General features: G+C 73.1%; 21 protein-coding genes and 2 tRNA genes. 15 read left to right on the top strand and 8 right to left on the bottom strand.

Translation table 11 applies throughout. The features are described 5' to 3' along the window. Positions 1-13 precede the first annotated feature (13 nt). From serA to CFP66_RS12595, 4 genes are all read left to right on the top strand, one after another. Positions 14-1,618 (top strand): phosphoglycerate dehydrogenase, encoded by a 1,605-nt coding sequence (gene serA / locus CFP66_RS12610; protein ID WP_233159376.1) that lies wholly within the window; start codon positions 14-16, stop codon positions 1,616-1,618. Positions 1,619-1,621: 3 nt separating this feature from the next. Continuing rightward, entirely contained in the window at positions 1,622-2,536 is a 915-nt protein-coding gene (locus CFP66_RS12605) for a ribonuclease Z (protein WP_094923291.1), read from the top strand. Positions 2,537-2,539: 3 nt separating this feature from the next. After that, entirely contained in the window at positions 2,540-3,121 is a 582-nt protein-coding gene (gene thpR / locus CFP66_RS12600) for an RNA 2',3'-cyclic phosphodiesterase (protein ID WP_198961413.1), read from the top strand. Positions 3,122-3,409: 288 nt separating this feature from the next. Next, complete coding sequence (locus CFP66_RS12595) at positions 3,410-4,468, top strand: 3-isopropylmalate dehydrogenase (protein ID WP_094923289.1); 1,059 nt, start codon at positions 3,410-3,412, stop codon at positions 4,466-4,468. Positions 4,469-4,511: 43 nt separating this feature from the next. On the opposite strand, the gene CFP66_RS12590 is transcribed toward CFP66_RS12595, so the two are convergent. Together CFP66_RS12590 and CFP66_RS12585 are read right to left on the bottom strand one after the other, a co-directional pair. Further along, positions 4,512-4,913, bottom strand: a complete 402-nt coding sequence (locus CFP66_RS12590) for a hypothetical protein (RefSeq protein WP_143517237.1) — start codon at positions 4,911-4,913, stop codon at positions 4,512-4,514. Beyond that, positions 4,913-5,509, bottom strand: coding sequence for a hypothetical protein (locus CFP66_RS12585; RefSeq protein ID WP_143517236.1), 597 nt, complete (start codon positions 5,507-5,509; stop codon positions 4,913-4,915). Before CFP66_RS12585 ends, CFP66_RS12590 begins: the two co-directional genes overlap by 1 nt. Before the next feature lie 160 nt (positions 5,510-5,669). Between CFP66_RS12585 and CFP66_RS12580 the strand changes: the two genes are divergently transcribed. The 3 genes from CFP66_RS12580 to cimA all read left to right on the top strand — a co-directional run bounded on the left by CFP66_RS12580 (position 5,670) and on the right by cimA (position 9,888). After that, positions 5,670-7,031, top strand: a complete 1,362-nt coding sequence (locus tag CFP66_RS12580) for an MFS transporter (protein ID WP_233159375.1) — start codon at positions 5,670-5,672, stop codon at positions 7,029-7,031. 47 nt (positions 7,032-7,078) lie between these two features. Beyond that, positions 7,079-8,065: an iron-siderophore ABC transporter substrate-binding protein gene (locus CFP66_RS12575; protein WP_158228078.1), complete on the top strand. Its 987-nt coding sequence runs from the start codon at positions 7,079-7,081 to the stop codon at positions 8,063-8,065. A gap of 197 nt (positions 8,066-8,262) precedes the next feature. Then, entirely contained in the window at positions 8,263-9,888 is a 1,626-nt protein-coding gene (gene cimA / locus CFP66_RS12570) for a citramalate synthase (protein ID WP_094923282.1), read from the top strand. Here cimA and CFP66_RS12565 read toward each other — a convergent pair. Next, positions 9,885-10,277, bottom strand: coding sequence for a hypothetical protein (locus CFP66_RS12565; RefSeq protein WP_094923280.1), 393 nt, complete (start codon positions 10,275-10,277; stop codon positions 9,885-9,887). The two genes, cimA and CFP66_RS12565, sit on opposite strands and share 4 nt — an antisense overlap. 1,057 nt (positions 10,278-11,334) lie before the next feature. Between CFP66_RS12565 and CFP66_RS12555 the strand changes: the two genes are divergently transcribed. After that, complete coding sequence (locus CFP66_RS12555) at positions 11,335-11,790, top strand: hypothetical protein (protein ID WP_143517235.1); 456 nt, start codon at positions 11,335-11,337, stop codon at positions 11,788-11,790. Between the two features lie 59 nt (positions 11,791-11,849). Here the strand turns inward: CFP66_RS12555 and CFP66_RS12550 are convergent, their stop codons facing one another. Further along, complete coding sequence (locus tag CFP66_RS12550) at positions 11,850-13,106, bottom strand: MFS transporter (protein WP_198961412.1); 1,257 nt, start codon at positions 13,104-13,106, stop codon at positions 11,850-11,852. A gap of 137 nt (positions 13,107-13,243) precedes the next feature. On the opposite strand from CFP66_RS12550, the gene CFP66_RS12545 reads away from it, so the two are divergent. Next, on the top strand, positions 13,244-14,173 hold the full coding sequence (locus CFP66_RS12545; protein ID WP_094923276.1) for a LysR family transcriptional regulator: 930 nt from the start codon (positions 13,244-13,246) through the stop codon (positions 14,171-14,173). Positions 14,174-14,179: 6 nt separating this feature from the next. On the opposite strand, the gene CFP66_RS12540 is transcribed toward CFP66_RS12545, so the two are convergent. Together CFP66_RS12540 and CFP66_RS12535 are read right to left on the bottom strand one after the other, a co-directional pair. Next, positions 14,180-15,046: an alpha/beta fold hydrolase gene (locus tag CFP66_RS12540; protein WP_198961411.1), complete on the bottom strand. Its 867-nt coding sequence runs from the start codon at positions 15,044-15,046 to the stop codon at positions 14,180-14,182. A gap of 127 nt (positions 15,047-15,173) precedes the next feature. Beyond that, on the bottom strand, positions 15,174-16,475 hold the full coding sequence (locus CFP66_RS12535) for an FAD-dependent oxidoreductase (protein ID WP_094923274.1): 1,302 nt from the start codon (positions 16,473-16,475) through the stop codon (positions 15,174-15,176). Between the two features lie 60 nt (positions 16,476-16,535). Here CFP66_RS12535 and gltX point away from each other — a divergent pair, with 60 nt between their 5' ends. From gltX to CFP66_RS12520, 3 genes are all read left to right on the top strand, one after another. After that, positions 16,536-18,029: a glutamate--tRNA ligase gene (gene gltX / locus CFP66_RS12530; protein WP_094923273.1), complete on the top strand. Its 1,494-nt coding sequence runs from the start codon at positions 16,536-16,538 to the stop codon at positions 18,027-18,029. Between the two features lie 46 nt (positions 18,030-18,075). Then, positions 18,076-18,147: transfer RNA gene (locus tag CFP66_RS12525), tRNA-Gln, on the top strand. Positions 18,148-18,194: 47 nt separating this feature from the next. Further along, positions 18,195-18,267, top strand: a tRNA-Glu gene (locus CFP66_RS12520). Positions 18,268-19,192: 925 nt separating this feature from the next. Here the strand turns inward: CFP66_RS12520 and CFP66_RS12510 are convergent. Together CFP66_RS12510 and CFP66_RS12505 are read right to left on the bottom strand one after the other, a co-directional pair. Then, positions 19,193-21,106: an Hsp70 family protein gene (locus CFP66_RS12510; protein ID WP_198961410.1), complete on the bottom strand. Its 1,914-nt coding sequence runs from the start codon at positions 21,104-21,106 to the stop codon at positions 19,193-19,195. Positions 21,107-21,257: 151 nt separating this feature from the next. Further along, the gene (locus tag CFP66_RS12505; protein WP_094923271.1) at positions 21,258-21,959 is read right to left on the bottom strand and encodes an IclR family transcriptional regulator; all 702 of its coding nucleotides are present in this window, start codon (positions 21,957-21,959) and stop codon (positions 21,258-21,260) included. Between the two features lie 51 nt (positions 21,960-22,010). Between CFP66_RS12505 and leuC the strand changes: the two genes are divergently transcribed. Genes leuC through CFP66_RS12490 form a run of 3 tightly spaced genes read left to right on the top strand, consistent with a single transcriptional unit; the run spans position 22,011 to position 24,711 of the window. Then, entirely contained in the window at positions 22,011-23,423 is a 1,413-nt protein-coding gene (gene leuC, locus CFP66_RS12500; RefSeq protein ID WP_198961409.1) for a 3-isopropylmalate dehydratase large subunit, read from the top strand. Continuing rightward, entirely contained in the window at positions 23,423-24,016 is a 594-nt protein-coding gene (leuD, locus tag CFP66_RS12495) for a 3-isopropylmalate dehydratase small subunit (RefSeq protein ID WP_094923268.1), read from the top strand. Before leuC ends, leuD begins: the two co-directional genes overlap by 1 nt. A 23-nt stretch (positions 24,017-24,039) precedes the next feature. Beyond that, positions 24,040-24,711: an HU family DNA-binding protein gene (locus tag CFP66_RS12490; protein ID WP_094923266.1), complete on the top strand. Its 672-nt coding sequence runs from the start codon at positions 24,040-24,042 to the stop codon at positions 24,709-24,711. Positions 24,712-24,866 lie beyond the last annotated feature (155 nt).

Here is a 24,866-nt window from a genome sequence, read left to right as displayed (position 1 = left end):
CCATGCAACCGCCGTGAGCACCGTCGCCACCCGCCCTGTCGTCCTGCTCGCCGAGAAGCTCGCGCCGTCCGCGGTGGCCCTCCTCGGTGACGACGTCGAGATCCGGCACGTGGACGGCACCGACCGCCCCGCGTTGCTGGCCGCGATCGCCGACGCCGACGCGCTGCTCGTCCGCTCGGCCACCAAGGTCGACGCCGAGGCGCTCGGCGCCTCCACCCGGCTGAAGGTCGTGGCCCGGGCCGGTGTCGGGCTCGACAACGTCGACGTCCCCGCCGCCACCGCCCGCGGTGTCATGGTCGTCAACGCACCGACGTCCAACATCGTCTCCGCCGCCGAGCACGCCCTCGCGCTGCTCCTGGCCGCGGCCCGCCACATCCCGGCCGCCGACGCCAGCCTGCGGGCCGGCAAGTGGGCCCGCAGCTCGCTCACCGGCGTCGAGATCAACGGCAAGGTCGCCGGCATCGTCGGCCTCGGCAAGATCGGTCAGCTGGTGGCGCAGCGGCTCGCGGCGTTCGGCGTCGAGCTGATCGCCTACGACCCCTACGTCGCCCCCGCCCGCGCCGCCCAGCTGGGCATCGAGCTGGTCTCGCTCGACGAGCTGCTGCAGCGCGCGGAGCTGATCTCCATCCACCTCCCGAAGACGCCCGAGACGCTGGGGCTCATCGGCAAGGACCAGCTCGCGCTCACCAAGCCCGGCGTGATCATCGTCAACGCCGCCCGCGGTGGCCTCGTCGACGAGGACGCGCTGGCCGAGGCGGTGCGCAGCGGTCACGTCGGCGGCGCCGGCATCGACGTCTACGTCACCGAACCCACCACCTCCAGCCCGCTGTTCGAGCTGCCGCAGATCGTCGTGACGCCGCACCTCGGTGCGTCCACCGACGAGGCGCAGGACCGCGCAGGCACCGACGTCGCGCGGTCCGTGCAGCTGGCCCTCGCCGGCGAGTTCGTGCCGGACGCGGTCAACGTGCAGGTCGGCGGCGTGGTCGGCGAGGAGGTGCGGCCGTGGCTGCCGCTGGTGCAGAAGCTGGGCACCGTGCTCTACGCCGTGGCCGGGCGGGTGCCCACGTCGGTCACCGTGGACGTCGCGGGTGAGCTGGCCGCCGAGGACGTCTCGGTGCTGCAGCTCGCCGCCCTGCGCGGCGTGTTCACCAACGTCGTCGACGACCAGGTCACGTTCGTCAACACGCCGGCGCTGGCCGCCGAGCGCGGTGTCGACGTCGAGCTGGCCACGGCGCCGGAGAGCGAGAACCACCGCAGCGTCGTGCAGCTGCGCGCGGCGATGCCGGACGGCGAGTCGATCACCGTGTCCGGCACGCTCACCGGCCGCGCCCAGGTGGAGAAGCTGGTGGAGGTCAACGGCCGGCACTTCGACCTGCGCGCCGAGGGCGAGGTGCTGCTCCTGGAGTACACCGACCGTCCCGGCGTGATGGGCCGCGTCGGCTCGCTGCTCGGCGAGGCCGCCGTCAACATCGAGGCCGCGCAGATCAGCCAGACCACCGACGGCACCGACGCCATCATGCTGCTGCGCGTCGACCGGCCGGTCGACCCGGGCGTGCTGGAGCCGATCGGCGCCTCGGTCGGGGCCCGCACCACGCGGTTGATCTCCTTCGAGGGCTGAGCGTTGGCGCGTGAGCTCGTCGTGCTCGGCACGGCGAGCCAGGCGCCCACCCGCACGCGCAACCACAACGGCTACCTGCTGCGCTGGGACGGCCAGGGCTTCCTGTTCGACCCGGGGGAGGGCACGCAGCGGCAGATGCTGCGCGCCGGGGTGGCGGTCAGCGCGGTCACCCGGATCTGCCTGACGCACTTCCACGGCGACCACTGCCTCGGGCTGCCCGGCGTCATCCAGCGGCTCTCGCTGGACGGCGTCGCGCACCCGGTGGTGGCGCACTACCCGGCGTCCGGGCAGGAGTACTTCGCGCGGTTGCGCCACGCGAGCGCGTTCCACGAGGTCGCGGACCTGCGCGAGGAGCCCGTCGAGCGCGACGGGGTGCTCGCGTCCATCCCGGGCGGCACGCTGGAGGCGCGGCGCCTCGATCACCCGGTGGAGGCGTTCGGCTACCGCTTCGTCGAGCCGGACGGCCGGCGCATGTTGCCCGAACGGCTCGCCGCGCACGGCATCGCCGGCCCCGACGTCGGGCGGTTGCAGCGCGAGGGCGTGCTCGTCGTGGACGGGCGCGCGGTGCGGTTGGAGCAGGTCAGCGCGCCGCGGCGCGGGCAGCGGTTCGCCTTCGTGATGGACACCCGTCTGTGCGACGCCGTGCACGCGCTCGCCGACGGCGTCGACATGCTCGTCATCGAGTCGACGTTCCTCGACGAGGACGAGGCGCTCGCGCGTGCCTACGGGCACCTGACGGCGCGGCAGGCCGCGTCGGTGGCGGCGAGCTGCGGCGTGCGGCAGCTGGTGCTCACCCACTTCTCCCAGCGCTACCCCGACCCGACGCGGTTCGCGGCCGAGGCGGCCGCGGTGTTCGACGGCGAGATCGTGGTGGCGCAGGACCTGGCCCGCGTGCCGCTGCCGCCGCGGCGGAGCTGAGCGGTGCGGCTGTTCGTGGCGGTGACCCCGCCCGCGGGTGCGGTCGACGAGCTGGGGTCGGCCGTGACCGGCGTCCGTGCGGCGCACCCCGGCCTGCGGTGGACCCGACCCGAGCAGTGGCACCTCACGCTGGCGTTCCTCGGCGAGGTCGACGAGCGCACGCACGCGGACCTCACCACGCGGCTGGCCCGGGCGGCGGCGCGCCACGCCCCGCTTCGGCTCGCGCTGCACGGCGCGGGCCGCTTCGGCGACCGCGTGCTGTGGACGCGCGTCACCGGTGACGTCGCGGAGCTGAAGCGGCTCGTGGCGTCCGTCCAGGCGGCGGCCCGGCGGGCGCGGCTGCCCGTGGAGGAGCGGCCCTACCGTCCGCACCTCACCCTCGCCCGCGGACGTGAAGGCGTCGCGCTGCGGCCCGCGGTGGACGCGCTCGCCGGGTTCAGCGGCAGCACGTGGAGCGCGACGCAGCTGCACCTGGTGCGCAGCGACCTGGGAGCGGGCCCGGACCGGACCTCCCACCACGAGGTGATGGCGACCTGGCCGCTCGGGCGGCCTGCGACGGACACCGGAGTCGGGAAGCTTTGTTGATCACTCGCCGTCCCGCGACCTCCGCCCGCTCCGCCTTCCGGGGACGCATGTCCGCCGTCCGGGTGCGCGCGCGGGCGGGGGTCGGGTTCGGGCCGGTGGCGTCGCGCGGCAGAATGGCCCGCTCGGGGGTGTTCGCGTGCTTGCAGATCGGGCAGGCGGTCCGCCTCCGGCACCAGCTCGACCCGATCAGAGGACCACGATCGGGTGGTTGACGGAGGAGTGGTGCCGTCGCAGCCGGTAACGTGCGCGCGGCTGCTTCGGGCCAGACGGCAGAGAGGACATCGGCAAATGCGCCTTGCGGTCATTCCGGGCGACGGCATCGGGCCGGAGGTCATCGACGAGGCGCTCAAGGTCCTCAACGAGGTGTCGCCGGGAGCGGAAACCACCACGTACGACCTGGGTGCGGGGCGGTGGCACTCCACGGGGGAGCTGCTGCCCGAGTCCGTGCTCACCGAGCTGCAGGAGCACGACGCGATCCTGCTCGGTGCCATCGGCGACCCGTCGGTTCCCAGCGGCATCCTGGAGCGCGGGCTGCTGCTGCGCCTGCGCTTCGAGCTCGACCACCACGTCAACCTGCGTCCGGCCCGGCTCTACCCCGGCGTCCGGGGGCCGCTGTCGGGCGTCAACGAGGTCGACATGCTCGTGGTCCGCGAGGGCACCGAGGGGCCCTACGTGGGCACCGGTGGCCTGCTGCGCAAGGACACGCCGAACGAGATCGCCACCGAGGTGAGCGTCAACACCGCGTTCGGCGTGGAGCGGGTGGTGCGCGACGCGTTCGACCGCGCGTCCCGGCGCCCGCGCAAGCACCTCACCCTGGTGCACAAGACCAATGTGCTCACCTACTCCGGCCGGCTGTGGTCGCGGCTGGTGGAGGAGGTCTCGCTCGAGCACCCCGAGGTCTCGGTGGCCTACCAGCACATCGACGCCACCACGATCCACATGGTCACCGATCCCGGCCGGTTCGACGTGATCGTCACCGACAACCTCTTCGGCGACATCCTCACCGACCTCTCGGCCGCCATCACCGGTGGCATCGGGCTCGCCGCCAGCGGCAACCTCGACGTGAGCCGGCGCAACCCGAGCATGTTCGAGCCGGTGCACGGCAGCGCCCCCGACATCGCCGGCCAGGGCATCGCCGACCCCACCGCCGCCGTGCTGTCGGTGGCGCTGCTGCTCGACCACCTCGGCAACCGCGACGCGGCCCGCCGCATCGAGGCAGCCGTCGCCTTCGACCTGGCCACCCGCGACCACAGCGCCACGGGCCACACCCAGTCGATCGGCGACCGCCTGGCAGCCCTGGTGAGCGCAAGGGCCACCCCCAGCCCGAGTCCGTCGGCGTCGGCGTAAGCCCCCGGGAGGTTCAGGAAAGCCACATTCATGCCCCACAGGTTCATGAATGTGGCTTTCCTGAACCACGAGGGGCGGCTTTGAGGCCTGGGCGGGGTCTTGCTCGCGCCCGCTCATACGTCGCGCGCAGGGTTGCTGCGACGCCGTTCGGGTCCGTTCGGAACTTGCGTGGTTTCGTCGCGGTGTAGACGGCTCCCGCCGCGGTGAAGGCTGCGGCGCGCTCCACCGTCGCATCGTGGTCGGCCGGGCTCAGGTGCCACTCGGTCGATTCGGTCTCCCACACCATCGCTACGTCGTCCACCCAGCAGCCGGCGATCCCCAGGAACCCGCCGGCCTCGTCGTGCACGGCGACGTTCCAGGATGCCGGCGGCAGGCCCGTCCTGCGCCAGACCGCCTTCGCCTGCCGTTCGGCCGCCGAGCGGATGCCGGCAGCGACGTCACGCATCACACCGCGCGGAACCGCCGTGCCTCGGGTCGTGGTGTCCTCCAGTTCCTGGAGGAGCGCGCCGACCGTGCAGTGACCCTGTTGCACCGCGTCCGCGGGAGCTCCGTCACCTCTCCCGGCTCGTCGCGGCGGCGGGCTGCGTCGATGCAGGCCCGCGCCACGGGTGCGAGCGGCATCCCGCTTCGAACGACCGCTCGCGGCAACCGCGTCGTCCGTTCGACGTGCAGGTAGCCCACCGAGCGCACCTGACGACTCGCGGGAACGAGCACGTGGATCTCGATGGGACCGTTGCCGTTGCGGCCCGCCCTCAGCGGCCCTCGGCGCAGTCCGTGCCGCCGGCAGGCCTCCAATCCGGTGACCATGGCATCAGGGCCGCACAGCAACAGCGCGGCGAGCACGTACTGCTCCGGCGTCGGCGTTCCGGTGAAGAGCCCGATGACGCCGGGGAGCAGCCGCCGCCACGGGCCGCCCGGGAGGCAGCGCTTGTAGACCGTGCGCTCGGTGAACCCGACCGCGACGAGCTGCCGAACCGAGGCCACTCCGTACGGGAACGCAGCTCGAGCCTGCTCGGAGAGTGCACGGGTCCGCGAGGCCATGCCCGGAGATGATCCGGGAGAGGCCCCGGCAGAGGAGGCAGAACGACAAAACTCGGTTCAGGAAAGCCACATTCATGAACGTGCAGGGCATGAATGTGGCTTTCCTGACCTTCTTGGGGCGCGGGCTGCGGCCGCGTGGGTCACTGCTTACGATCTTGTGGTGAACGATCACGAGGGTGCAGTGCCGGCCGTCGGTGCTGCCGATGATGGCTCCGGCAACCGGGTCGATCCGCGCAATCTGCGCACGGCCGCCTGGGGCGGCCTGATCGGGACGGCGCTGGAACAGTACGACTTCGTCATCTACGGCACCGCGACCGCGATCATCTTCAACCGCATCTTCTTCACCGACGCGGACCCGGCGATCGGGGTGCTGGCCGGGTTCGCCACGTACGCGGTGGGTTTCCTCGCGCGGCCGTTGGGCGGGTTGTTCTTCTCCCGGTACGGCGACCGGCTGGGGCGCAAGTTCGTGCTCGTCGCCACGCTGTTCCTGATGGGGATCTCGACCTTCCTCATCGGGGCGTTGCCCAGCTACGACCAGGTGGGTGTGCTGGCGCCGGCGTTGCTCGTGGTGTTGCGGCTGTTGCAGGGGTTCGGGGCGGGCGCCGAGCAGGCGGGCGGTGTCGTGCTGCTCACCGAGGCGGCTCCTCGGGAGCGGCGTGGCCGGTATGCGGCGCTGGTGTTCGTGGGTGCGTCGGCGGGCACGGCGCTCGGGGCGGTGGTCTGGATCCTCGCCCAACTGCTGCCCGAGGACCAGCTGCTCGCGTGGGGCTGGCGGCTGGTGTTCTTCTCGAGCGCCTTCGTGACGATCGCGGCCTTCGTCCTGCGCAGGCGGCTGCGGGACGCGCCGGTCTTCGAGCAGGCCAAGCAGGAACAGGCGCAGGAGCGCAGGGTCGAGGTGTCGCCGGTCAAGAGCGTGTTCACGGTGGGGCGCAGGCCGTTCTTCCGGACGTTCGCGCTGAACATCGGCGGCAACACGCAGTCGTACGTGTTCCAGGTGTTCATGGGCAGCTACCTGATCCAGACGGTCGGGGTCGACGAGCGGCTGGTGCCGCAGGCGCTGCTGGTCGGTGCGTTGTTCGGCTGCGTGTCCGCGTTCGTGACGGGTGTGCTCACCGACCGGTTCGGGCGGCGGCCGGTGATCATCGCCGTGGCGGCGTTCCTGGTGGTCTTCCCGGCGCCGGCGTTCATGATGCTGGACACGGGCAACCCGGCGCTCGTCGTGTTCGTGATCGTGCTGGGCTTCATCTTCGCCGCGTACGGCACCGTGGGCTCGCAGGGCGCGGCGTTCGCGGAGCTCGCCGGCTCGCGCTACCGCTACGCGGGGGTGGCGCTCGGTCGGGAGTTCTCCGCGGTGCTGGGCGGTGGCATCGCGCCGCTGCTGTCGGGCGTGCTGGTCCAGGTCTTCGCGGGCTGGATCGGGGTGGCGGTCTACATGAGCGCCATCATGCTGGTGACCCTGATCACCGCGATCCGGATGCCCGAGACCCGGGGCCGTGACCTCCGCCTCGAAGCCGACGCCTGACGCGCCGGAGTTATGCAGCCTCACCTAACTTCGGGTACGCATACCCGGTGCCGCGCCGCCTGCTGATCGCCCTCGCCGCCACCGCGCTCCTCGCCGGGTGCGCCTCCGGAGCGGTGACGCCGGAGGCGGCCCCGGAACCGGGCTCGGCCTTCCCCGTGACGGTGGCGCACAAGTTCGGCGAGACCGTGGTCCCGGCCAGGCCGCAGCGGGTGGTGGCCCTCGGCTACACCGAGCAGGACGCCATCCTCGCCTTCGGGGTGGTGCCGGTCGGGGTGCGCCACGCGTTCGGCCCGCAGGACGACGTGTTCTTCCCGTGGGCCGACGCCGCGGCAGGCGACGCGCAGCCGGTGGTGTTGCCGCGCGAAGGGCTGGACATCGAGCAGGTCGCGGCACTGGCGCCCGACCTGATCATGGCGGTGACGGCCGGGCTCGACCAACAGCAGTACGACGTCTACAGCAAGATCGCTCCGACGGTCGTGCAGCCGGCCGAGTACGTCGACTTCGGCACGCCGTGGCAGGTGCAGACACGCGTGACCGGGCAGGCACTCGGGCAGCCCGAGCGCGCCGACGAGCTCGTCGCGGGGGTCGAGGCGAAGTTCGCCGAGGTCAAGGCTGCGCACCCGGAGCTGGAGGGGCGCAGCGTCGTGCTGTCCGGGCCGATGTACGACGGCAGCTACCCCTTCCACGCCACCGACGACACCCGCACGCGGTTCTTCGGCGCGCTCGGGATGGTCGTGCCGCCCGAGCTCGACGCCGCGGCGGGCGACAGCTTCTTCGGCACGATCAGCCGTGAGAACGCGAGCATGCTGAACGCCGACGTGCTGGTCTGGCAGTCGGGATCGCCGCAGGAACGTGCGGAGATCGAGTCCGACCCGATCCTCGCCGCGCAGCCCGTCGTGCAGCAGGGCCGGGCGCTGTTCCTCGAGGGCACCGACTACGACGCCCTGCAGTTCTCCAGCGTGCTCAGCCTGCCGCACCTGCTGGACTCGTTCGTCCCGCAGCTCGCGGCAGCGGCGCAGGTGGGAGCGCCGTGATCCCACGATGTGGGCAGTGCCTGTGACAGCGTGGAACGTCGCGTGCCACACTCGCGGCGTGCAGCACCTCACTGTGATCATTATTGACGAGCGCGTCGGCTAACCAGCACCACGGCCGACGCGCAGACCTCTCGCATTCGCGGGGGGTCTTTTTTGTTGCCCGGATCACGCCCGCAACCCGTCCAGGAGCCCCTCGCATGTCCCGCACCGCACCCGCCGGAACCCCGCTCGGCGACGCCTTCCACGTCTACGACACCACGCTGCGCGACGGGGCCCAGCGCGAGGGGATCAGCTACTCGGTCGCCGACAAGCTGGCCGTGGCGCGCCACCTCGACACCCTGGGCGTGGGGTTCATCGAGGGCGGCTGGCCGGGTGCGATGCCCAAGGACACGGAGTTCTTCGCCCGCGCCGCGGCGGGGGAGCTCGAACTGCGGCACGCGGCGCTCGTCGCGTTCGGCGCGACGCGCCGCGCCGGCACGACCGCCGCGCAGGACCCGCAGGTCCGGGCCCTGCTCGACAGCGGGGCACCGGTCGTCACGCTGGTCGCGAAGTCCGACCGGCGCCACATCGAGCGGGCGCTGCGCACCGACGTCGCCGAGAACTGCGCGATGGTGGCCGACACGGTGGCGTTCCTGACCGGCGAGGGCAGGCGGGTGTTCCTCGACGCCGAGCACTTCTTCGACGGCTACGCCTTCGACGCCGACACCGCGCTGCGCGTGCTGGAGGCGGCGGTGACGGCCGGCGCGGACGTCGCGGTGCTGTGCGACACGAACGGCGGCATGCTCCCGCTGGGCATCGCCGAGGTGGTGACGGAGGTGGCCGCGCGCACCGGCTTCCGCCTCGGCATCCACTGCCAGGACGACACGAGCTCCGCGGTGGCCAACTCGGTCACCGCGGTACAGGCCGGCGCGTCGCACGTGCAGTGCACCGCCAACGGCTACGGGGAGCGGGCCGGCAACGCCGATCTGTTCGCCGTGGTCGGGAACCTGGTGGCCAAGCTGGGCATGCCCGTCCTACCGGACGGCGCGCTCGGCGAGCTGACCCGCACCTCGCACGCGTTGGCGGAGATCGCCAACATCGCCCCCGACTCCCACCAGGCCTACGTCGGGGCCTCAGCGTTCGCTCACAAGGCGGGCCTGCACGCGAGTGCGATCAAGGTTGACCCCGAGCTGTACAACCACATGAACCCCGTGGATGTCGGCAACGGGCAGCGGGTGCTGGTCACCGAGATGGCCGGCCGGGCCAGCGTCGAGCTCAAGGGCTCTGAGCTCGGCCTGGACCTGGCCGGCCACCCCGACGCGGTGTCGTCGGTGGCGCGCACGGTCAAGGAACGGGAGGCGGCGGGCTGGTCGTTCGAGGCCGCCGACGCCTCCCTGGAACTGCTGATGCGCTCCGCGCTGGGCACCGACGCCGACCCGCCGTTCACGCTCGAGTCCTACCGGGTGATCACCGAGCACCGGGCGGACGGCGAGGTCGTCGCCGAGGCGACGGTCCGCGTGCGCGTGGACGGCGAGCGGCTGATCGGCACCCGGGAGGGCAACGGCCCGGTCAACGCCCTGGACGCCGCCCTGCGCGCCGCCCTCGCGCCGCGGCGCCCGTGGGTGGCCGGGGTGGAGCTGTCGGACTACAAGGTCCGCATCTTGTCCCACGGCACCGATGCCGTGACGCGGGTGTTGGTGGAGTCCACCGACCACGGCGGTTCCTGGACGACGGTGGGGGTGCACGGCAACGTCGTCGAGGCGTCCTGGCTGGCGTTGGTGGACGCCCTCGCCTACGCCGCCCTGCACGGGCGCCGTCCGGTGGCGGCCGGGGCCGGGAGCTAGCGCGTGGGGCGCTGCCGGGTAGCGGGGGTGTACGGCCGCGGCCATCCCACGGCCACGAGCTCGTCCGACCCGCCGACGACGAGAGCGCCGGGCGCAGGGAGCACGATCGGCCGGAAGTTGCGCTCGGTGGGCAGGTCCGCCCCCTCGAACGACCGCCGCACCACGCCGTCGGTCCGGCCGACGACCCTCAGGCGGAGGGAGTGGTCGCGGCTCGGCGGGCCGGCCTGCTCGACCAGGACGGCGACATCGTCGAGCAACGCGGCCCCGGTGACGGCCCGGTCGCCCACCAGGGGCGAGAAGCCGGGCGGCTGCCACCGGGGTCGGGCCGTGCCGGACTCGTACAGCGCCCCGGAGTTCGTGATCAGTTCGGTGGAGTCGTAGGCCAGCACCGAGGTTCGGTCCGGGCGTCCGTGCCGACGACGTGCGGGGGCCGGCTCCGGTGGCGGACCACCGTCGAGCCCGTGCGACGATCCCCGCTCTCCACGGCGGCGGTGTCCGTGCCGTGGCCTCGTCGTCGCGCCGGCGGAGCTCGCCGGTGAACGCGTCGAAGACGTGCACCCGGCCGTCGAACGACGCGACCACGGTCCGGCCGCCGTCGACGGCGACGAGATCCAGCGCGACCCGCATCCCATCCCGGTGGTAGCGCCAGCGCTCCTCGCCGGTGCGGCCGTCCAGCGCAACGACGCCGTGCCAAGTGGCGACGACGACCCCGGCCCCGGCGGCAACAGCGTCGACGATCCTCCCCCCGGACCAGCGCCACCGCACCCGGGTCGGATCGGCCGGCGGCGCGGTGGCCTCCGCCGCCGCGCCGGTGGTCGCGTCGATCCGGCCGGCCTCGCCCGCGGTGGTGACCACGGTGCCCGCTGCGATGGCCACGGCCAGCACGCCGCCGAGGAGCGCCTCGACGTCGGTCCGCGACCATGGACCGGGCGCCGCGCCGGACGACCACAGGCGCGTCCCGGCAACCTGCACAGCCACCGTGCCGACCAGCACGATCCCGTACGCCAACGCCAGCAGGAGCGCCCGGTCGCCCGGGAACGGGGCCTCGCCGGCCTGCACCGCGTGGTACCCGGCACCGCGCACACGGCCGCGAGCCCGAGCGACAGCCCGGGCCGGTACTGCTCCACCGCTTCGGGCCGGTAGTACTCCTCGTCGGCCACCGTCGGGTACACGCCCTCGGCGAGGACGACGGCCCACCCCAGCACACCGAGACCGGCGACGAGCACGCCGACGCCGGTCCACAGCACCGCCTGCCGGCGCGGGCGCGCCGGTGAGCCGCTCGATGTCGTCCCCTCGTTCATGGTGCCCCCCGCACGATCGATTCCTCCCCATCCTGTCCATCGCGTTCCCCCGGGGGGACCGTAGATCCACGGATGCACCGCACGCACCGGATCGGTCACGATGAGGTCCGTCAAGGCGCCGACGTCAGGGAACGGGTGATCCGACGTGCCGATGTGGTTGCGCATCACGCTGCTGCTCGCGATCGCGGGGTGGAGCATCTACGCCGCCTTCCGCTGGGAGGACCGCATGCTGCGCCGGATCACGAGAGCCGCGCGCGGAAGCGTCCGGCGGGCGCTCCTCGTGACCACCGCGGGCTACCTGGCGCTCGTGGCGGTCCTGGCGCTGTTCGGTCTGGCCGGTGCGATCGCCCACGGCGCCGGCCTGTCGTCGTTGACGGTCCTGGTGCTGCTCATCGGGCTGGCCACGACCGCGCCCTTCCTGTGGCTGCTCGCCCCCGCGGGGGAATCGGGCGGTCCGGCCACCTCGTTCCGCGACCTGCGGCGCAAGGGCGCGAAGCCGGGCGTGGCGCGCGCCATCGCCTACACGGCCGTCGTTCACCACTTCCTCCTGCTGGTGCCCGCGATGTCCGCGACGGCGATCGCCGTGGTCGTGATCGAGTAGCGGGCCCACGGCAGGTGGGGTGGGCATGGCCCGGTCCGCGGCGAGGTCGTGGGAGGCGCCTACGCGGCGCTGCGGTCAGGCACGCCCGGGCGCGGTCCGGTCGGGGGTCGAGCCTCGCGCACGCTGCGCGGCAGCAGGGCGGGCGTGGCCAGCAGCAGCGCTCCGGCCGCCGCGATGGCGGCGCGCGGGCCGAGGACGCTGCCCAGGAGACCCCAGAGCGCGGTGAGGGTCGCGATCATGGCGGTGCTGGTGATCGACCACGCGGTGAGGGCGCGAGCGGTCCGGTCGTTCGGGGTCTGGTCGAGGCGGTACGCGGCGAGCACCGGGTTGTAGATGCTCACCGCGGTGACCAGCCCGAGTTGAACGGCGATGACGGTGATCACGCCCACCGTGCCGGGCTGGACGAGGGCGAGCCCGATCGGCCAGCACACGCGCACGGTGCCGGCGACGCGCAGGACGCGGTGTTGCCCGTGACGGGGAACGAGGTGTCGGGCGAGCCGGGACCCGATGAGCCCGCCCAGGCACGGCGCGGCGAACGCCAGCCCGTACTGCCAGGGGCTGAACCCGAGTTCGCCGAGCATGAGGACGGCGGCGAGCGGTTCGGTCGCCATGATCAACCCGTTGACGAGGACGGTGTTGAGGAACAGCGGCCGCAGTGTGGGGTGGGTGAGCAGGAGGCGCCACCCGTCGAGCAGGTCGCGACTCCGCAGGGGACGTGTCCCGGTGCGTTCGGGGCGGTGCTCCTGGCCGGGGATCGCGGCGATGCCCAGCGCGGAGAGCAGGTAGCCGGCCGCGTTGGCGACGACGGCCACGACCGGGCCGAGCAGCCCGACCACCGCTCCTCCCAGCGGAGGGCCGAGGGTGATGGCGCCCCACGTGGTGGCCTCGAACCGGCTGTTGGCCACGACCAGGTCCTCGGGCGCCAGGAGCGCCTTGAGGTGGGCCCCCGCCGCCGCGTTGAAAGCGATCTTGGCCGCTGCGGCCACGACGGCGACGGCCACCAGCTGCGGGAGCCCGAGCCACCCGAGTGCGAACGTGGCGGGCACGCTGAGCAGCGCCGCGCAGCGGACGAGGTCCGCGGTGATCATCACCGGCCGCTTGCGCCGCGGCTCCATCCACGCCCCCAGCGGGAGGGCGAGCACCGCGCCGATCGCGAGTCCCGCGGCCGAGATGCCCGACACCGCGGCCGGACCGGCGTGCAGCAGCGTGATCGCGACGAGGGACAGCGCGCCGAACCCGAGGCCGGATCCGTACGCGCTCGCCGCGTAGGCCGCCCACAGCCACGCGAACGGCCGGCCCAGCGATCGCGTCGCCACCGCGCCTCCTCGTCCCACCGCGCTCCTCGTACAACGACCTGTGGTGCGGGAGCATCAGATCGAGAGGCGGGCCCTACGCACAAACAACGGCGTGATCGGCACGCCACAACTCGGAGTTGTACCTAGGATCGACCGTCGTGGAACTCGACGCGGTGCGTACCTTCGTCGCCGCGGTCCGCTCCGGCCAGTTCCGGCACGCCGCCACGGATCTCGGCCTGACCCAGCAGGCGGTCTCCAAGCGCATCGCCGCGCTCGAGAACGATCTCGGGGTGCCCCTGTTCCACCGGGGGGCCCGCGGGGTGACGCTCACCATCGACGGCGAGGCGTTCCTGCCGCACGCGCACGAGCTGCTGCGGGCCGAGGAACGCGCGGCCGACTCGGTGCGCAGCGGCAGGCGAGCACTGCGCGTGGACGTCATCAGCCGCCAGATCGCACCCGCGGATCTCCTGCGCGGCTTCCACGCCACCCGCCCGGACATCGCACTCGACGTCGTGGCGCTGGGCCAGACCAGCGTCGCTGCCGCCGCCGACGCGGTCGCCGCCGGCACGATCGACGCGTCGTTCCGGGCGGTGGCGCCGCCCCTGTGCGAGCTGCCCGACGGCGTCACGGCCACGCGGGTGCTCGACGAGCCGCACGAGCTGCTCTGCGGACCGCGGCACCCCCTCGCCGGGCGCGGGGCGGTCACCCCCGCGCAGCTCGTCGGGCACCGGCTGTGGATCCCCGGCGCCGTGGCGGGCACCGAGTGGGCCACCTACTACCAGGACCTCGCCGCGGCGTTCGGGCTCGGCATCGACACGGTCGGCCCGAGCTCCGGCACGGAGCACCTCCTGGACGTGCTCGCCGAGTCGTCGTCGGTGGCCACCCTCGTCGGTAGCCGCACCCGGATGCTCTGGCCCGACCGCTACGGCCTGCGCCGCATCCCGGTGCGTGACCCGCGACCGGTCTACCCGCATTCACTGCTCCGGCGGTGCGACAACCCCCACCCGGGTCTACGCGCGCTGCGCGAGCACCTCGGCCGCGCGGACCGGCTCGACGGCGCGAGCTGGGAGCCGTCCTGGGCGTGCTGACCGCCGTCACCCCTTGAGCAGCTCCAGCAGGTCGGTGTTGAGCTGCTCGGCGTGCGTGACGTGCAGACCGTGCCCGCCCGTCGGGTACTCGACGTAGCGGCAGCCGGGCACCAGCGCGGCGGTCCGGCGGCCGGTCAGGGCGACCGGGGCCGAGGTGTCGGCCGCACCGTGGACGACGAGCGTGGGCACCGTGATCTCGGCCAGCCCGGCCCGGTGGTCGGCGTGGAACATGGACCGGAACAGCTGGGTGGTCGCCCACGGCGAGGCCGACAGGCATTGCCCGATCGTGTGGTCGATGAGCGCGGGGGAGACCTCGTTGCCCAGGTGGGTGGCGTACCAGACCTGCGCCTGGCGGGCGAACCACTTCGGCCGGTCGGTCCGGAACTGCGCGATCGTCGCCTCGAGCGCGGCCTCGGGGAGCCCGTCCGGGTTGTCGTCGGTCTGCGTCACGAGCGGCAGGGCCGCGCTGACGAACGCGACCCGCGCCACGCGGCGCTGCCCGTGGCGGGCCAGGTAGCGGGCCACCTCGGCGCCGCCGAACGAGTGGCCGACCAGCGTCACGCCGGTGAGGTCGAGGTGCTCGAGCAGCGCGCCCAGGTCGTCGGCGGTGGTGTCGACGTCGTAGCCGGTCGAGGGGCGGTCCGATCGGCCGTGCCCGCGGCGGTCGAGTGCGATGCAGCGGTAGCCGCGCTCGACGAGGTACGGGATCTGGTACTCCCACATGTCGGCGTTGAGGGCCCAGCTGGCTGCGAAGACGACGGCCTCGCCGGTGCCCCCGCCGAGCTCGTAGTCCTCGTAGGCGAGCCGGGTTCCGTCGGTGGTGGTGAAGTGCGGCATCGGGACCTCCTGGTGCGCGTCGCTGTCGGGCTCCACGATGGCGCCGCACGGGTAGCGCGGTCGATGACGTCGCAGGTAAGGGAGCGCGTCCCCCCGCGTCGCACACCGATTGCTGTGCTCGCGCACCGACTGCAGTCGGTGTACGAGGCCCGAAGTCGGTGTGTCAGCGCTCGCCGGCGGTCGGGACGGGCTCCGGCTCGCGGCGGGCCCACGCCGGGGCGTGCTCGGGCAGCGGGCCGATGGCGATCAGCCGGGCCGGGATGCCCTGCAGCACCGGGAAGCGCTGGGCCAGCCGCAGGGGCAGTGGCAACGTGTCGACCGGTGCGGGTGTCGTCGGCGCGGTGGGCGGCAGCGGGTCGTCCGCCGTGGCGGCGCGGCGCCCGATCACGACGCGGTGGGCGAGGCGCTGGCCGCCTTGGATGAGGGCCGTGGGCAACCACCGGCGCCGCTGCAGCCGTGCCAGCACCGAGGTCGGCACGATCCCGCCGGAGCGCAGCGCGGGCCCGAGCAGTCGGGCCGCTGCCACCGCGTCCTGGACCGCGAGGTTGATGCCGACCCCGCCGACCGGCGACATGGCGTGCGCGGCGTCGCCGATCAGCAGCAGCCCGTCGCGGTGCCAGTGGCGCAGCCGGTCCAGCCGCACGTCCAGCAGCTTGACGTCGTCGAGCGACTCGAGCGCGTCCAGCCGGTCGGCCACCCAGGGCGTCAGCGCGGCGAGGCGCTCCCGGAACCGCTCGGGACCGGCCGCCCGCAGTGTCGCGTCGGAGCCCTTGCGGATGAGGAAGGCGCACTGCCAGTAGTCGCCCCGGTCGATCATGACCATGAACTGGCCGCTCGAGACTCGGCCGAGCCCGCCCGCCGGGTCGTCGTCGTGGCGCGGGAGCCGGAACCACCACACGTCGATGGGCACCCCGAAGGAGCGCGGGTGCAGCCCTGCCGCCGCCCGCACGGCCGACCCGCGCCCGTCGCAGGCGATGGTGAGGCTCGCGTACAGCTCGTGCACCGTGGCGTCGGTCCGGTCCCGGTACCGCACCCCGGCTACCCGGCCCTCGTCGTGCAGCACATCGACGACCTCGGCGTTGCGCAGCAGCGTGAACGTCGGTTCGGCCTCGGCGGCGTCGGCGATCAGGTCGAGCAGGTCCCACTGCGGCACCAGTGCGATGTGCTGGTGGGCGCCGGGGGCCCGGCGCATGTCGGCGACGGTGGCGCTGCCCGTGTCCAGCTGCACCCGGGCCTGCTCGATGCGCCGCTGCGGCAGCTCCGCGAACCGCGGGCCGAGGCCGAGCTCGTCGAGGAGGGTGAGGGTGGACGCGTGAACGGTGTCGCCGCGGAAGTCGCGCAGGAAGTCGGCGTGCTTCTCCAGGACCGTGACCTCCACCCCGGCCCTGGCGAGGATCAGTCCCAGCACCAGCCCGGCGGGGCCGCCTCCGACGACGGCGCAGGTCGTGCGCTCGTTGTTCACCATGCGTTGAATTCTACGCCGGTCGGTCGCCGCGCGCGACCCCTCGTTAGGCTGGCGACCATCATGGACGCAGCCAACGCCGTACGGGTCCGGTTCTGCCCGTCGCCGACCGGCACCCCGCACGTCGGTCTCATCCGCACCGCGCTGTTCAACTGGGCCCACGCGCGCCACCACGGTGGCACGTTCGTGTTCCGGATCGAGGACACCGACGCCCAGCGCGACTCCGTCGAGTCCTACGAAGCGCTCCTCGACGCGCTGCGCTGGCTCGGCCTGGACTGGGACGAGGGCCCGGAGGTCGGCGGCCCGCACGGCCCGTACCGGCAGAGCGAGCGGCGCGACTCGTACCGCAACGCGCTCGGGCTCCTCGTGCAGGCGGGCGAGGTCTACGAGTCGTACTCCACGGGCGAGGAGATCGAGGCCCGCCACCGCGCCGCGGGCCGCGACCCGAAGCTCGGCTACGACAACGCCGACCGCGAGCTCACCGAGGACCAGAAGGCGGCGTTCCGCGCCGAAGGGCGTGCGCCGGTGTTCCGGCTGCGGATGCCCGACCGCGACATCTCGTTCGACGACCTCGTCCGCGGCCCCATCACTTTCAAGTCGGGCACGGTGCCCGACTTCGTGCTCGCCCGCGGCGACGGCACCCCGCTCTACCCGCTCACCAACCCGCTCGACGACGCGTTGATGGGCATCACGGACGTCCTGCGCGGCGAGGACCTGCTCTCCTCCACCCCGCGTCAGATCGCGCTGCTGGAGGCGCTGCAGCGGGTGGGGATCGGCAACGGGCCCTTCCGCTACGGCCACCTCCCGCTCGTCACCGGCGAGGGCAACCGCAAGCTCTCCAAGCGCGATCCGCAGTCGAACATCTTCCACTACCGCGAGCGCGGATTCGTGCCCGAAGGTCTGCTGAACTACCTCGCGCTCCTCGGCTGGTCCATCGCCGAGGACCGCGACGTGTTCACGCTCACCGAGATGATCGATGCGTTCGACGTCACACGGGTATCCAGCAATGCGGCGCGCTTCGATCTCAAGAAGGCCGAGGCGATCAATGCCGCGCACCTGCGCGCGTTGTCGGCCGAGGACTTCGCGGCGCGCGTGGAGCCCTACCTCGAGGCCGAAGGCGTGATGACCGGCACTCCCACCGACGAGCAGCGCGCGCTGCTGGCCGCCGCCGCGCCGCTGGTGCAGGAGCGCAGCGTCGTCCTGTCGGACGCGGCGCGGATGCTGCGCTTCCTGTTCGTCGCGGAGGAGGGCTTCGCGCCCGACGAGGACGCCGCGGAGAAGAACCTCGGCGCAGACGCCGCCCCCGTGCTCGACGCCGCTCTGACCGGCCTCGATGCACTCCCCGGGTGGTCTGCGGGCGAGATCGAGGCGGCGTTGAAGGCCGCGCTCGTCGACGAGCTCGGGCTCAAGCCCCGCAAGGCGTTCGCGCCCGTGCGCGTGGCGGTCAGCGGCCGCACGGTCTCGCCGCCGCTCTACGAGTCGATGGAGCTGCTGGGTCGCGAGCGCTCGCTGGCCCGGTTGAGGGCCGGTTTGGAACGCGCCGGAGGCCTCGGCTAGAGTGGAGCACGCAGGGCACGGACACCCCCGGGTGAACGTGAGCCCTTGGGGTATGGTGTAATTGGCAGCACGACTGATTCTGGTTCAGTTAGTCTAGGTTCGAGTCCTGGTACCCCAGCGGAAACGCACCAGAGCGGTCTGATAAGCTCATAGCGTTCTCCACGAGGCCCCGTCGTCTAGCGGCCTAGGACGCCGCCCTCTCAAGGCGGTAGCGCGGGTTCAAATCCCGTCGGGGCTACATCAGAAAAGGCTCGTTCCGGAAATCCGGAACGAGCCTTTTCCGCGTTCACTGCCGGACGCGCCCCGGGCATCACTCCCGAGAACCCGCGAGTCGCGCTCCGGGTGTGGCTGTGTCGGGGTCTGGCGTTCGGCGTGTCGAGCTGCAGGTGCGTGTGTGTCGCGGTCGGCATTCCGCGAGTCGGGCTGCAGGTGCGTGTGTGTCGCGGTCTGGGGTCCGCTCGGCTCGGGCAGCGGTGCGGCCGGAGACGCGGACGGCCTCGTCGCCGGCTCCCATCACGTACCGGGCAGCGCCGGCCATGATCGCTTCGAGTCGTACGTCGTGGTGGTGCTCGCCGCGCTGAGGTACGCCTCGCGTGCGCTGATCGTTGCGAGCCGTACGGGGAGGCTGTTGCCGCAACCGCTGAGTGCTGATCGCGGCGATCACGGAACTGGTCACCCGTTGCGGGGGTGAACCTGGCCCCGAGCCCCACGGGGACGAGCGAGGGCGGGTCGCTCCCGCCCTCGCCGTCGCCCCCCGCCTCTGCTCGCGGGCCGCGCTCCCCGTCGACGGGAGCGTGCCCTCCCCGGCTGAGGGTGCGTGAGCCGGCGCGGGGTGCCTGAGTCGCCGCTGGCGCGGCGGGCGGCGGCGCCATGATCGCCGCGAGCCGTACGTGACGGTCGTGCTCGCAGCACTGAGGTACGTCTCGGGCTGGGTGATCGTTGCGATCCGTACGTGGGAGCTCCCGCCGGAGCCGTCAGGTGCGGGTCGCGGCGATCATCGACTCCTCAGCGGGTGGCAGCGTGGCGAGTGGGCGTGGCGGTGGCGGTGGCGGCGACCAACCGGGTGGAGCTGTTGATCGCCGGCCCGGCGCCTGCGCGAGCAGATCCACGGGGGTGCACCGTCGGCGATGGTCGGCTGCCGAAGCGCTTGCGTTGCTCGTGGGTCAGACGGGAGGTGGTGCCGCGGCCTCACCGGGGCCGGTGTCCGCCCCTCCGTCATCGGCGTTGTTTCCTCCGCCCGTTTCGTTGCCCGGTCCGCTGCCGCCGCCTCCGGTGCCGTCTCCGGTGCCGTCTCCACCTCCGCCGGTGCCTCCGCCCCCGGTGCCGCCTCCGCCGTTGCCGTCACCCGGCGGAACGGAGGGAGCGCCTGTCGGTTCGGTCGGACGCGGGTCCTCCGTCGTGGGCTCCGGCGGCTCCGTGGTCGTCGTCTCCGGCGGCTCGGTCGTCGTCGTCACCGGCGGCCGGGTCGTCGTGACCGGCGGCGGGACGACCTGGGTCGGCCGCTCCTGCTCCGTGGTGGGTGCCGGCTCCCTCGAGGGCTCTGGGCGGGGCTCGGCGCTCTCCTCGGTGGGGGCGACCGAGGCGGGGGTGCTGGCGGTGGGCTGCGTGTCGGGTTGTGGCCACAGGAAGACGGCGGCGATGACGGCGACGGCGGCACCGACACCGCCGAGGCTCACCAGCCAGCCAGGGGTGCGGCCGCGGCGTTCCGGGGCGTAGCCGTACGCGGGCCCGTCGTCGTAGTCCGGGGCGAAGGCCGCGGCGGCGGGTCGGGGCGACGGCGCCGGTGGGCGCTGGGGGGCGGGCCGGTGCGGCGGGAGGCTCGAGCTCGCTCCGGCGGGGCCGTAGGCGCCGGTGGCTGCGGGCGGCCCGTGTGGCGGGCGCGGAGGAGATGCACCGGGTCCGCCGAACGGCGGCGCGGCGCCGGCTGCGGCGGCCCGGACGGGGTTGCGTCCGGAGCCGCTCGCCCGCGGCGCCGGCACCTGCGGGGACCACGCGCCGGTGCCGGGCGGCGCCGGCGCCAGCGACAGGGCGGCGCCCATCGCGATCGCGTTCTTCGGGTCGACGTCGACGGAGACGGGGCGGCCGAGCAGTTCGGAGACGAGCTGGCCGACGAGCGGGATGCGGGAGGAACCGCCGACCAGCAGTACCGCGGACAGCTGCGCGGGGGCCAGGCGTGCCGACGCAACCGCGCGGCGCAGCGCCTCGACGGTCTCCTCGACCTCGGGCCGGATCGCCGCCTCGAACTCGCTGCGGTGCAGCCGCACGGAGCCCTGGGCGAGGGGGGTGATCACCTGGATCGAGACGTCGGTGTCGCTGGAGAGCGCCTCCTTCGCCTCGACGCACTCGCGCCGGATCGCGGCGACGGCCGAGAGCACCGCGGGATCGGTCTCGTCGAGGCCCTCGAACGCCTCCGGCATCCCGTTCATGACGTGCTGGAACACGATCTCGTCGAAGTCGACGCCGCCGAGGCGGTCGACGCCCTCGGGGCGGCCGAGAAGGGTGAAGTTGTGGCCGTCCTTGTGGACGACGGCGGCGTCGAAGGTGCCGCCGCCGAAGTCGTAGACGGCGATCGTCGAACCGGGCTCGACGCGTTCTGCGGACGCGTAGTGCAGCGCGGCGGCCTGCGGCTCGGCGAGGAACGTGACCGGGAGGCCCTGCGCCGCGAGCGCGCCCCCGAGCCGCTCCTTCTTGTGGCTGCCCCACGCCGCCGGGTGCGTGACGGCGATGCGCGCCGCGGGCCCGCCCTCGCGTTGCGCGACGCGGTCGACGACCCAGCGCACCAGCCGGGCCGACAGCTCTTCCGGTGCCCAGGGGCGGCCGGCGACGACGAGCGGGGTGGGATCGCCGATGCGGCGCTTGAACTCGCGCACGACGTTGCCGGGGGAGCTCACGGCACGGCGCTCGGCGGCCTCCCCGACGACGACGCTGCCGTCGTCCCCGATGTACAGGACGGACGGCATGGCGCTGGCCCGGTCGCCGAGGTTGACGATCTCGGTCTCGCCGGGGCGTGCGCCGAGCCTGCCGATGGCGGCAGCCGTGCGCGTGGTGCCCAGGTCGATGCCGAGTAGATAACTCATCGCCACCTGTCTTCGTGTTCGACGACCTTGCTTGGCGTTGCGGACATCGTCCCTCGACGACTGTGTGTGCTCATCGGGGACGACAAGGCCACGTTAGCGGTCGGAGGCTCACCCGATCAGCGGGGTGCGGCGACGTGCCACCATCGTGCGGTCACAGGCGGTGCTGCAACGCCTCTGCGGCGGCCAGCAGATCCGCCGCCCAGCGCACGCCGGGGCGCCTGCCGATGCGGTCGACGGGCCCGGACACCGAGACCGCCGCCACGACCTGCCCCGCGCTGTCGCGCACGGGTGCGGAGACGCTCGCGACGCCCGATTCGCGCTCGGCCACGCTCTGCGCCCATCCGCGCCTGCGGACGTCGACGAGCACGCGGTCGCCGAACGTCGCCTCCCCGAGCACGGCTCGCTGCACCGCCGGTTCGGCCCACGCCGCGAGCACCTTGGCGCCCGATCCCGCGGTCATCGGCATCCGGGTGCCCACCGGCACGGTGTCGCGCAGCCCGCTGCTGGGTTCCGCGGAGGCCACGCAGATGCGGTGGATCCCGTCGCGCCGGTAGAGCTGCACGCTCTCGCCGGTGATGTCGCGCAGCCGGGGCAGCACGTGGCTCGCCGCCTCCAGCAACGGGTCGACGCCGCCGGCCGCGAGCTCGGCGAGCGCCGGGCCGGGGCGCCAGCGGCCGTCGGCGCCGCGGTGCAGCAGGCCGTGCACCTCCAGCCCCACGGCGAGCCGGTGTGCGGTGGCGCGCGGCAGGCCGGTGCGCTCGCACAGCTCGGCGAGCCCGCACGGTTCCTTCGCGGTGGCCCGCAGCACCCCCACGGCCTTGTCCAGGACGCCGATGCCGCTATGCTGTCTCACGAGCCGATACTAACTTCCCGAAATGTGAGACGTCCAGCGAGGAGGGCCGCCGTGGGACGCACGCTGGCCGAGAAGGTCTGGGACCTGCACCTGGTCCGCAAGGGCGAGGGTCAGGAACCCGACCTGCTCTACATCGACCTGCACCTGGTGCACGAGGTCACCAGCCCGCAGGCGTTCGAGGGGCTGCGCCTCGCCGGACGCCCCGTGCGACGGCCCGACCTCACGGTGGCCACCGAGGACCACAACGTCCCCACCACCGACGTCGAGCTGCCGATCGCCGACCCGGTGTCGCGCACCCAGGTCGAGACGCTGCGCAAGAACTGCGCCGAGTTCGGTGTGCCGCTCTACCCGATGAACCACGCCGAGCAGGGCATCGTGCACGTCGTCGGGCCGCAGCTCGGGCTCACGCAGCCGGGCACCACGGTGGTCTGCGGCGACAGCCACACCTCCACGCACGGTGCCTTCGGCGCGATGGCGTTCGGGATCGGCACCTCCGAGGTCGAGCACGTGCTCGCCACGCAGACGCTGCCGCTCAAGCGGTTCAAGACGATGGCCATCAACGTCAACTCGGCGGACGGCACCCTGCGTCCCGGCGTCACCAGCAAGGACGTCGTGCTGGCGATCATCGCGCAGATCGGCACCGGCGGTGGCCAGGGCTACGTGCTGGAGTACCGCGGCAACGTCATCGAGAACCTCTCGATGGAGGCCCGGATGACGATCTGCAACATGTCGATCGAGGCGGGCGCCCGCGCCGGGATGATCGCGCCGGACGAGACGACGTTCGCCTACCTGAACGGTCGCGACCGCGCACCCAAGGGCGCCGAGTGGGACGAGGCCGTCGCGGCGTGGCGCGAGCTGCGCACCGACGACGACGCCGAGTTCGACACCGTGGTCGACATCGACGCCGACACGCTCACCCCGTTCGTCACCTGGGGCACCAACCCCGGGCAGGGGCTGCCGCTGGGCGAGCGGGTGCCGGACCCGGCGCGGATCGTCGACGAGAACGAGCGCGTGGCCGCCGAGAAGGCGCTGACCTACATGGGCCTGGAGGCGGGCACACCGCTGCGCGAGGTGGCCGTCGACACGGTGTTCGTCGGCTCCTGCACCAACGGGCGCATGGAGGACCTGCGCGCCGCGGCCGAGGTCATCAAGGGCCGCAAGGTCGCCGACGGCGTGCGGATGCTGGTGGTGCCGGGCTCGATGCGGGTGCGGTTCCAGGCCGAGGCCGAGGGTCTCGACGATGTCTTCCGCGCGGCGGGCGCCGAGTGGCGTTCCGCGGGCTGCTCGATGTGCCTGGGGATGAACCCCGACCAGCTCGCGCCCGGCGAGCGCAGCGCGTCCACGTCGAACCGCAACTTCGAGGGTCGCCAGGGCAAGGGCGGCCGAACGCACCTGGTGTCGCCGCTGGTGGCCGCCGCGACCGCGGTCCGGGGCACCCTGAGCAGCCCGGAGGACCTGAGCTGATGGAACCGATCGGCACCCACACCGGCATCGGCGTCCCGATGCGGCGCTCGAACGTCGACACCGACCAGATCATCCCGGCCGTCTACCTCAAGCGCGTCACGCGCACCGGCTTCGAGGACGGGCTGTTCTCGGCCTGGCGCCAGCAGGAGGACTTCATCCTCAACGCCGAGCCGTTCTCGCGCGGCTCGGTGCTGGTGGCCGGCCCGGACTTCGGCACCGGTTCCTCGCGCGAGCACGCGGTGTGGGCCCTGATGGACTACGGGTTCCGCGTGGTGATCTCCGCCCGGTTCGGCGACATCTTCCGCGGCAACTCCGCCAAGGGCGGCCTGCTCACCGCGCAGGTGGCGCAGCCCGACGTCGAGCTGCTGTGGAAGGTGCTGGAGAACGAGCCGGGCACCGAGGTCACCGTCGACCTGCAGGAGAAGACGGTGCAGGCGCGCGACCTCACGGTGCCCTTCGACATCGACGACTACACGCGCTGGCGGCTGCTCGAGGGTCTGGACGACATCGGCCTGACACTGCGGCACGCCGACGACATCTCGACGTTCGAGTCGGCGCGTCCGGCCCGGATGCCCACGACCGCCCAGGTCTGACCCGGCCCAGGTAGATTCGCGGCATGAACAAGACCCAGCTCGTGGATGCGCTGGCCGAGCGCCTCGGGGGCGACCGGCGCACGGCTGCCTCTGCCGTCGAAGGGTTGCTCGAGACCATCGTCGACACCGTCCGCTCGGGCGACTCGGTGACGATCACGGGTTTCGGGGTCTTCGAGGGCCGCGCCCGGGCGGCGCGCACCGCGCGCAACCCGCGCACGGGTGAGGCCGTCGACGTGCCGGCCACCACCGTGCCCGCCTTCCGTCCGGGTGCGTCGTTCCGCAGCGCCGTCGGCGGGAGCGCGACGCCCGCCCCGCGGGCCGCCGCCACCCGCTCACGCCCGGCGCAGACCGCCAAGGCGGCGGCTTCCTTTGCGGAGCAGCAGGCGGCGACCGAGGCGGAGACCGGCGCCGCGGTGCCCCGGAAGCAGCCGCGGACCCGCAAGGCGGCGACGCCGGTGAAGGCCGCGCCCGCCAAGGCTGCGCCCGCCAAGGCCGCGCCCGCGAAGGCTGCGCCCGCGAAGGCAGGGCCGACGAAGGCCGCGTCCACAAAGGCTGCGCCCACCAAGTCGACACCGGCGAAGGCGGGGAAGGTCGAGAAGGCCGCGAAGGCGAAGCCCGCCGCCCCGGTGAAGGGCCCGGTGAAGGACGCCGAGAAGGTCAAGAAGGCGGAGAAGGCCAAGAAGGCGAAGAAGTAGCGCCGTTCGGGAGCGGCGCGGGCCGCCGACCGGGCTCGGGCGGAAGATCGGCCCGAGCCGCACGTGGTTGTCGCCGGTACGACCGTCAGGTACTTCTCGCAGCCGGCGATCGTTGCGAGTCGTCACCCAGCGCTGTGCTGGCGACCGTCCTGTAT

The organism is Pseudonocardia sp. MH-G8, from assembly GCF_002262885.1.
GTDB lineage: Bacteria > Actinomycetota > Actinomycetes > Mycobacteriales > Pseudonocardiaceae > Pseudonocardia.
This window is presented reverse-complemented; position numbering and strand designations above follow the sequence as displayed.